The sequence below is a fragment of the Bradyrhizobium sp. CCBAU 11357 genome, from assembly GCF_028128865.1.
GTDB lineage: Bacteria > Pseudomonadota > Alphaproteobacteria > Rhizobiales > Xanthobacteraceae > Bradyrhizobium.
In genome coordinates this window covers 1-9,099 of the sequence record NZ_LBJW01000063.1, presented here as the reverse complement: position 1 = coordinate 9,099, position 9,099 = coordinate 1, and the positions used below count along the sequence as shown (strand labels likewise).

General features: G+C 66.4%; 6 protein-coding genes. All 6 read left to right on the top strand.

The window, feature by feature from the left end; all coding sequences use genetic code 11:
* Positions 1-67 precede the first annotated feature (67 nt).
* The 6 genes from XI05_RS09375 to murA all read left to right on the top strand — a co-directional run bounded on the left by XI05_RS09375 (position 68) and on the right by murA (position 8,830).
* A complete protein-coding gene (locus XI05_RS09375) occupies positions 68-811 on the top strand; it encodes a hypothetical protein (RefSeq protein ID WP_271500827.1) in 744 nt (247 codons plus the stop codon).
* A gap of 130 nt (positions 812-941) precedes the next feature.
* Positions 942-3,095, top strand: a complete 2,154-nt coding sequence (locus tag XI05_RS09370) for a hypothetical protein (protein WP_271500825.1) — start codon at positions 942-944, stop codon at positions 3,093-3,095.
* Between the two features lie 133 nt (positions 3,096-3,228).
* On the top strand, positions 3,229-3,924 hold the full coding sequence (locus XI05_RS09365; RefSeq protein ID WP_271500823.1) for a hypothetical protein: 696 nt from the start codon (positions 3,229-3,231) through the stop codon (positions 3,922-3,924).
* Positions 3,925-4,208: 284 nt separating this feature from the next.
* Positions 4,209-6,644, top strand: coding sequence for a DNA topoisomerase (ATP-hydrolyzing) subunit B (gene gyrB, locus XI05_RS09360; protein WP_271500822.1), 2,436 nt, complete (start codon positions 4,209-4,211; stop codon positions 6,642-6,644).
* Positions 6,645-6,942: 298 nt separating this feature from the next.
* Positions 6,943-7,410, top strand: coding sequence for a hypothetical protein (locus XI05_RS09355; protein ID WP_260381373.1), 468 nt, complete (start codon positions 6,943-6,945; stop codon positions 7,408-7,410).
* A 124-nt stretch (positions 7,411-7,534) separates the two neighbouring features.
* Complete coding sequence (murA, locus tag XI05_RS09350; RefSeq protein WP_212255605.1) at positions 7,535-8,830, top strand: UDP-N-acetylglucosamine 1-carboxyvinyltransferase; 1,296 nt, start codon at positions 7,535-7,537, stop codon at positions 8,828-8,830.
* Positions 8,831-9,099: the final 269 nt, after the last annotated feature.

Sequence of the window (9,099 nt, the reverse complement as noted above, 5' to 3'; positions counted from 1 at the left end):
TTGTGGCTGCAAGAGGCGGCCATCGCGCAGGATTTCACAACTGGCGCGATACCCTTGGAGCATGAGCATGGCGACGGTGGGGCGTGGGGCGCAAGCTCCGGCACGATGGCAACTCATTGCGTGCGGCCTTGCTCTCCTCGCAAGCTGCCTGCTCGCGGCAAGCGCCGGCGCCTTCGTGTCGAACCTGCCGCCGCTGTTCCCGGCCGCGCTGACGCTGGATCCCGCGGCCAGGCTCCCCGCACCGACCCGCTATAGCTATCGGGGGATCCACACCACCGTGATGCCCGGCATCGAGGCGCCGCTCCGGACCAGGCTCGAAGCCCGCGTGCCCGCGGCGCTCAGTGACGTGCTCGCGTTCTATCGGACCGAGCTTGGAAAGCTCGGCTGGCAGGAGCAGCAGGATGACGCGGTGGTCGGCGCCGATCACGCGCGCCTCGCCTTCGTCTCCCCGATCGGGCCGGCAGCGCTGGAGCTCGACCGCAAGGAGGGCAGCACCGCGGTGCAGCTCGTGCAGAAGAATGCGCAGGCCGCGACCCGCGCCAACGTCCTGCCTGAACCCGGCCAGGCCAAGCTGGTGTTCAGCAATATCGGCGAGAACGAAGCCGTGCTCACGATCAACCAGCGGACCATCCCGCGCCCCGCCGGCGCCAACGCCGTCGCGGTGGACCTGGTGCCCGGCACATACAGCTACGGACTAAGCGTGCCGGGCCGTCCGGCCAGAACGAGCATGCTCGCGGTCGCAGCCGGCGATACCTGGGAGCTCACGATCGGGCGCGACGGCGAGGCGTGGCCGCCGCTGCAGCTGTACTGAGCCGCTGTTCGGCCATGGCTGTTGAACCTGGCCGGTTCCTGCCGCGACTTCTGGTCTGAGGCCGCGCCGATCGGGGCGTCGCCTGCAAATGCGCGGGCATGACGACCCCGCGCCATTCAGGAGCTTGACGATGTCGATGATCCCGCGCGGGACGCAAGTCCCGGCACGATGGCGGCTGTTGGCCTGCGGCCTCGTCCTGCTGGCGAGCTGCTCGATCGCGGCTGCCGCGGACAGCGGTATCGTCGATGTCCACGCGCTGCCGAAGCTCGAGGGCGCGGTGGAGGACACCTCGCGGTCCGAATCCTGGCGCCTCGAATATCGCATGCCGACGTCGGAAGCTGTGACGGCGCCGGCGTTGAAAAAGCTACTCGGCGCCGACGGCTGGGTGCCCTATCTGCGGCCGCTGGACGAAAAGAGCACGACGCTGAATTTCAAGAAGGGACGTCAGGGCCTGTCGGTTCATTTCACGCAAGGCCTCGGCCGCCCGGATCAATCCATGGTCACCTACGCCTCCGACCGGATCTACGGCAACGTGCCGTTCCCCGATGGCGCGACCGACCTCATGTTCGATGGCACGAGGCCTTATCTCGGCTGCATCGCGCCCACCGCGCTCGATGCGACGTCGGATTTCTTTGGCCGCGAGATGGCTGCGATCGGCTGGCAGAAGCTCACGGCGGAGACCGCCGCGCGCTGGACCAGCAATCTGGATGAGACCATCCCCAACGGTCTGCGCGCGTATTACGCGCACCCTGATAACCAGGAGACCGGCTTCTCCAAGCAGAAGCCGGTGATGCTGACGCTGACGCGCCGCGACGACGGCCGGACCAACGTGGATATCCGGGTGGCGCCGTTCGCGCTGCCGGAGGTGCTCGAGGCCGACAGCGAGATGGCCGGCCTGCCGCGGCCCAAACCGACCAAATCTGCGCGGGGCCTCGGCAGCGCCAGCTCCAACAAGCGCGAGATCTCGGCCGCAGCGATGGCCGAGCTGCCCGCCGTGCTCGCCTTCTACCAGCGCGAGCTCGCCGCACGCGGCTGGCAGGAGAATGGCAGCGCGCCGCTCGCACCCGGCGACGAGGTGGCGATCAAGATCTCCAACACCGATGAAACCGGCGTGCTGCGGCTCGGCCGCAAATATGATTTCACCATGGTCAGCCTCATCGCGCAGGTGAAGGACTCCGCGCTCGCCGCCCGCGCCAAGGCGAAGAAGGAAGCCGACGCGAAGTTCCTCGGCGATGCGCTTGGTGCGGCTCAGCAGCTCATCGCCGCTGACGAGGCGAGGCGCAAGGTGCAGGCGGCCGCGCTGTCCGATGCGCCGCTCAGCGCGCTTGCCGACAGCAAGACGCCGGTGCCGCTGCCCGAGAGCGCAGAGGGCGTGAGGTTCGAAGGCGGCGACGGCCACCTCGAATTCTCCTCCACCTCGAGCGTCAAGGCGCTTACCGCATTCTATCGCGCATCGCTCAAGCCCACCGGCTGGAAGGAGCAGCCTTCCGTCATCAACCAACCCAACATGGCGGTGATGGAATTTTCCAAGGGCGGCAAGTCGATCTCGATGACGGTGATGCAGATGGGCCCGAAGGTGAATGTCAGCGCCAGCGCATCGGGCCTGGTGATGGCCGCGGCCAGGCCGGCCGTCGTCCCGGAGGTGCAGGCCAAATCCGCCGAGCCGCTGAAGCCGGATCCCGAATCCCCGCTGCCGGTGCCGACGCAGCGCTCGACGAAATCGCTCGCCACCTCGAAGATGCCGGGCAGCGAGACGCCGGTCCGCCGCGAGCTGGAGGCCAGCATCCCCGCCTCGCTCGACGAGGTCCTCGCCTTCTACCGTGCGGAGCTTGCAAAGCTCGGCTGGCAGGAAAAGACCGGCGGCGCGGCCGCGTCCGCCGATCGCGCGCAGATCGACTTCGCCTCGCCGCAAGGCCCGGCCGTGCTCAAGCTCAGCCGCGCCAACGGCGAGACCACAGTCAATCTGGCGCAGAAGAACGCGGATGCCGCGGCCAAGGCCGACATCATGCCGAAGGCCGGACAGGCCCGGGTGATGATGGGCAACATGGGCGACAAGGAAGCGTCGCTCACGATCAACAAGCAAACCGTCAAGATCCCAGCCGGCGCCGGCGGTCCGCAATCACCGAAAGGGCCGATGCTCGACCTTCCGCCGGGCAAGTACCAATACGCGCTACGCCTGCCCGGGCGCCCGGCCCGCACCGAGACCCTCACCGTTGTCGCCGGCGAGGCCTGGGGCCTGCTGGTGGGCCCGAGCGGCGACGTGCTGCCGCTGCAGATGTACTGATCGCATGTCCGCGGGTGTATGGGCCTCGTTGAACCCGTCCGGGTTCGTGGGGCGACTAGTCGTCGAGAAGGCGGCGGCGACCGTGTCGCAGCCGCTGCATCGCGCGAGGATCGCGGTACTCCTGGAGAGTGGCATGATGACGGCAAGGCACGGGGCGAAGGTCCCGGCACGGTGGTGGCTGTTGGTGTGCGGCCTCGCGCTTCTTGCAGGCTGCTCGCAGGAGCCCCTTACCGCAGCAGATCCCCACGCCGACATGCCCGTGCCGACGCGAGCCAGTCACTCCAGCTTCAGCACCATGCGCGCGTCCGGCATCGATGTCCCGTTCCGGCGCGAGCTCAAAGCCCATGTACCTGCAGAGCTCAGCGACGTACTGGCGTTCTACCGCACAGAACTCGGAAAGCGCGGCTGGCAGGAGAGGCCTGATGGCGCGATGGTCGCCGCCGACCACGCGCGGCTCGTCTTCGCCTCCCCGAAGGGGCCGGGCACGCTGACGCTCGACCGCGTCAAGAGCGAGACCACAATCGACCTCGTGCAACGAAATACCGAGGTTGCGGCCAAGGCCAACTTCCTGCCGATCGCAGGACACGCGCGGCTGATCTTCGGTTATCTCGTACCTGATGTGGCCTCGCTCGCGATCAACGGCCAGACCATCGAGATCGCGGGCGGCGTCAACCATCCGCAAACGCTGGATCTGCCGCCCGGCACATACTCCTACGCGCTGCTGGTGTCGGGCCATCGGGTGCACACCGACACCATCACCGTGGCTGCCGGCGAGGCCTGGTCCCTCAGTTTGGGGGACGACGATAAGAAGCCGGACCAGATCTACTGAACCCGATGGCCCGTTCCGCGGCGGCACGGCGCCTTCGGAACAGGCATCCACGTCACCGCAAAAACCACGCCTTCCCCGGCCGAAAACCGCCCACGAATCGGGCTTTTTGCAGCGCCCGAAATCGCCCGGCAAAAGCCTTGAAAACTTGCCGAAAAACCCTATCTGCTCAAAGGGTTGCCGGGAGATACTTTGCGCTAGGCGCAAGCGGTCTTTCATGGCACAAATAGCCTCGCAAATCAGCGCCTTTTGCGCCGCTGATTCGGGCGACATCTCGAAGGCCTCTCATGACAGAACCTGCTCGGCAGCACGCTGCCGAAAACGAGCCCTCCAACGCGAGCGATTACGGCGCGGAATCGATCCGCGTGCTCAAGGGTCTCGACGCCGTCCGCAAGCGCCCGGGCATGTATATCGGCGACACCGACGACGGCTCGGGCCTGCACCACATGGTGTACGAGGTCGTCGACAACGCGATCGACGAAGCGCTCGCGGGCCATGCCACGCGCGTCGACGTGATTCTCAACGCCGACAATTCCGTCACCGTGCGCGACGACGGCCGCGGCATTCCCGTCGACATCCACAAGGGCGAAGGCATCTCGGCGGCCGAGGTCATCATGACCCAGCTCCACGCCGGCGGTAAGTTCGACCAGAACTCCTACAAGGTCTCAGGCGGCCTGCACGGCGTCGGCGTCTCCGTCGTCAACGCGCTGTCGAGCAAGCTCGGTTTGCGCATCTGGCGCGACGACAAGGAGCACTACATCGAGTTCGCCCATGGCGATGCCGTCGCACCGCTGAAAGTCGTTGGCGACGCGCCGGGCAAGCGCGGCACCGAGGTGACGTTCCTGGCCTCGACCGAGACCTTCAAGAACATCGAATATGATTTCGCCACGCTCGAGCACCGCCTGCGCGAGCTCGCCTTCCTCAATTCCGGCGTCAACATTGCGCTCTCCGACATGCGCCACGCGGTCGAGAAGCGCGAGGAGATGCACTATTCCGGCGGCGTCGAGGAGTTCGTCAAATATCTCGACCGCAATAAGAAGGCGCTGGTGCCGACGCCGATCATGGTGCGCTCGGAAGCCAACGGCATCGGCGTCGAGGCCGCGCTGTGGTGGAACGACAGCTACCACGAGAACGTGCTGTGCTTCACAAACAACATCCCGCAGCGTGACGGCGGCACCCATCTGGCCGGCTTCCGCGGCGCGCTGACGCGCCAGGTCAACGGCTATGCCGAGGCCAATGCCAAAAAGGAAAAGATTGCGCTGACCGGCGACGATTGCCGCGAAGGTCTCACCGCCGTTCTCTCGGTGAAGGTGCCGGACCCGAAATTCTCGTCGCAGACCAAGGACAAGCTGGTGTCCTCGGAAGTGCGCCCCGTGGTCGAGAACGTCCTCAACGAGGCGCTTCAGGCCTGGTTCGAGGAGCACCCGTCCGAGGCCAAGATGATCGTCGGCAAGGTGATCCAGGCCGCGGCGGCCCGTGAAGCTGCTCGAAAAGCGCGCGAGCTGACGCGCAAGAGCCCGCTCTCGGTCTCCTCGCTGCCCGGCAAGCTCGCCGACTGCCAGGAAAAGGATCCGGCCAAGTCCGAGCTCTTCATCGTCGAGGGCGACTCGGCAGGCGGCAGCGCCAAGCAGGGCCGCAACCGCGAGTTCCAGGCCGTCTTGCCGCTCCGCGGCAAGATCCTCAACGTCGAGCGCGTGCGTCCCGACAAGATGCTGTCGAGCGAGCAGATCGGCACGCTGATCACCGCGCTCGGCACCGGCATCAGCGACGAGTTCTCGGTCGAGAAGCTGCGCTATCACAAGATCATCGTGATGACGGACGCCGACGTCGACGGCGCCCACATCCGCACGCTGCTGCTCACGTTCTTCTACCGGCAGATGCGCGACATCATCGATGGCGGCTATCTCTACATCGCCCAGCCGCCGCTCTATAAGGTCTCGCGCGGCAAGTCCGAGCAATATCTGAAGGACGAGCGCGCGCTGGAAGATTATCTGATCGACGCTGGCCTCGACGACTGCGTGTACATCCCCGGCACCGGCGGCGACCGCTCCGGGCGCGATCTTCGCGCGCTGGTCGACGACGCCCGAATCGTCCGCAGCATCCTGCGCAACCTGCACAGCCGCTATAACCGCAAGGTGGTCGAGCAGGCCGCCATCACCGGCGTGCTGAACAAGGAAATCTACGGCGATCCCGAGAAGGCGGCGGCCGCTGCGCAATACATCGCGAGCCGGCTGGACAACCAGGCCGAAGAGGTCGAGCGCGGCTGGGTCGGACAATTCGTCGAGGGCCAGGGCTTCCTGTTCGAACGCACCGTGCGCGGTGTCAAGGAAGCCGCCGTCATCGACGACGCGCTGCTCGGCTCCGCCGAGGCCCGCAAGCTCGACGAGTACACGACCAGGCTTCAGGACGTCTATGCCCGCTCCGGCAAGCTGCGGCGCAAGGATACAGAGCACATGGTCCATGGTCCGGTCGATCTGTTCGAGGCCGTGACCGACGCGGGCCGCAAGGGCATCACCCTGCAGCGCTACAAAGGCCTCGGCGAGATGAATCCGGAGCAGCTCTGGGAAACGACGCTCGACACCGAGGTGCGCTCGCTGCTGCAGGTGAAGGTCAAGGAGGTCGACGAGGCCGACGACATCTTCACCAAGCTGATGGGCGACGTGGTCGAGCCGCGCCGCGATTTCATCCAGGAACATTCGCTGAGCGCGACGATCGATATTTGATCGCCTCTCAAGTTCGTAGCTCTCGGTGCCAGCCAAGCACTCGCTGCACCTCTCCCGCTTGCGGGAGAGGTCGACACGCTCGCAGAGCGTGGCGGGTGAGGGCTTTCTCCTCTAGGGGATTGTTCCATTGCGGAGACACCCTCTCCCCCGCCCTCCCGCGCGAGCGGGGGAGGGAGCGCACCGCCGTCCTGGCTACGAGCCCCACTGCACTCTAGGCCGCCCCTGAACCTCCCTACCCGCCATCGCGACGAAACGGCATGAACCCGCAAGGCCAATTCCGGCCGGGAAGTGTCGCGCCATGACCGCCTCTGCAACGACCAGCTCCGCCGCGCCCTCACGCCGCCTCGGCATCATCGGCAGCATTGTCGGTGTGCTGGCACTGATGGCGGCTGTGCTTCCGCATTGGGTCGTACCGATCGTGTTTCCGCCGCCGCCGGCGGACAAGGTGATCGTCGACACCGGACATCGCATCAAGGACCGCATCGTCGCGAAGGTGAAGGGCGTGGAGTATCAGGCTCCGAAGGTCGAGAAATCGGCCGGACGAAGCTGGAGTGAAACCGCATCGGTCACGGCAATCTCGCTCGGCCTGCTCGCCATCCTGCTTTCGGTGCTCTCCCTGATCTTCCGGGAGGAACGGCTCCTTGCCGCTGTCGCCGCCACACTCGGCACCGGCGCCATCGCCATCGAAATCTCCTTCTTCATGATGGGGGCCCTGATCCTGATCGCGATCCTCTACGTCATCGGGAATATCATCGGGCTGTTCTAAGGGCGGGCGTCCTGCCACAAGCGCCGGACGGACGTGTGCGGGTCCCAGCCAGCACAATTGCTCCCGCGGTCAAATCTCTGTAGTTTCCGCCCGAAACAGCCCCCAACAGGACAGCGAGAACCCCGTGGCGCCCATCCAATACATCGTCGAGGGCGGTCACCGGCTCTCGGGCTCGATCGAGCCGTCCGGCAACAAGAATTCGGCGCTGCCGATCATCGCCGCCGCACTGCTGACCGAGCATCCGGTCGTGCTGGAGAACGTGCCGCGGATCCGTGACACCGAGACGCTGGTCGAGCTGGTCCGCTCGGTCGGGGCGTCGGCGGAATGGTCCGCGCGCAACACGCTTCACATCCACGCCAAGAGCATCCGCGCCGCCGACCTCGACCCCGAGCTGTGCGTGCGCATCCGCGCCTCGATCCTGCTCGCCGGGCCCCTGCTCGCCCGCTGCGGCGAAGTGATGCTGCCGCCGCCGGGCGGCGACGTCATCGGACGCCGACGTCTGGACACGCATGTGCTCGCGCTGGAGCAGCTCGGCGCGAAGGTCACCGCGACCGACCGACTCGAATTCCGCGCGCCCAAGCTCGCGGGCGCGGACGTATTCCTGGACGAGCCGAGCGTCACCGCGACCGAGAACGCGCTGGTCGCGGCGGTCGCCGCCGACGGCGTCACCTATTTGCGCAACGCGGCCTCCGAGCCGCATGTGCAGGACCTCGCCAATTTCCTGGTCGCGCTCGGCGCCAGGATCGAAGGCATCGGCACCAACACCATGATCATCCATGGTCCAGCGACGCTCGGCGGAGCCACCTACCGGATCCAGCCCGACCATATCGAGGTCGGCTCGCTGATCGGGCTTGCCGCCGTGACGCGCTCGCCCCTGCGCATCACGCGCGCCGGCGTCGAGCATCTGCGCTCGATCCGCATGGGCTTCGAGCGGCTCGGCATCGTCTGCCGCATCGAGGGCGACGACCTCATCGTGCCCTCCAACCAAACATTGAAGATCCAGGACGACTTTGGCGGCCATGTGCCGAAGCTGGAGGACCAGCCCTGGCCGGCCTTTCCGGCCGACCTGATGTCGATCGCGATCGTCACCGCCACGCAATGCGAGGGCGTGATCCTGATGTTCGAGAAGATGTTCGAATCCAGGATGTTCTTCGTCGACAAGCTGATCGCGATGGGCGCGCGCATCGTGCTGTGCGATCCGCACCGCGCCATCATCGCCGGCCCCAGCCGCCTGCACGGCGCGACGATGACCTCGCCCGACATCCGCGCCGGCATGGCGATGCTGCTCGCGGCCGTCTGCGCCGAGGGCACCTCGACCATCAACAATGCCGACCAGATCGAGCGCGGCTATGAGCGCATCGAGGAACGGCTGAACGCGCTGGGTGCGAAGATCAAGCGCGTGCCGGAGCGGAAGAGCTGAGGCGTTCTCTCCGCGCCACGATATCGTAGGGTGGGCAAAGCGAAGCGTGCCCACCGCTTCTGTTGCGGTGTTGGATCGATGGTGGGCACGGCGCAAGCGCGCCTTTGCCCACCCTACGGTTTCGTGCCCCGGACGCAGCGCGGCGCTTCTTCAGCGATGCGCTGCCGAGCCGGGGCCCATGCGACTACGCGCCACGCCCGTGGCTTCTGATGGGGTGGACGGCCCCCTACGGCATCAGTTGTGCCAGAATGAGGTTGTCACACACCCAT

Bases quoted from the DNA above. Each gene is read 5' to 3' on its own strand.
- XI05_RS09370 (WP_271500825.1), top strand. From the start codon at position 942: ATGTCGATGATCCCGCGCGGGACGCAAGTCCCGGCACGATGGCGGCTG.
- XI05_RS09365 (WP_271500823.1), top strand. From the start codon at position 3,229: ATGATGACGGCAAGGCACGGGGCGAAGGTCCCGGCACGGTGGTGGCTG.
- XI05_RS09375 (WP_271500827.1), top strand. From the start codon at position 68: ATGGCGACGGTGGGGCGTGGGGCGCAAGCTCCGGCACGATGGCAACTC.
- XI05_RS09355 (WP_260381373.1), top strand. From the start codon at position 6,943: ATGACCGCCTCTGCAACGACCAGCTCCGCCGCGCCCTCACGCCGCCTC.
- gyrB (WP_271500822.1), top strand. From the start codon at position 4,209: ATGACAGAACCTGCTCGGCAGCACGCTGCCGAAAACGAGCCCTCCAAC.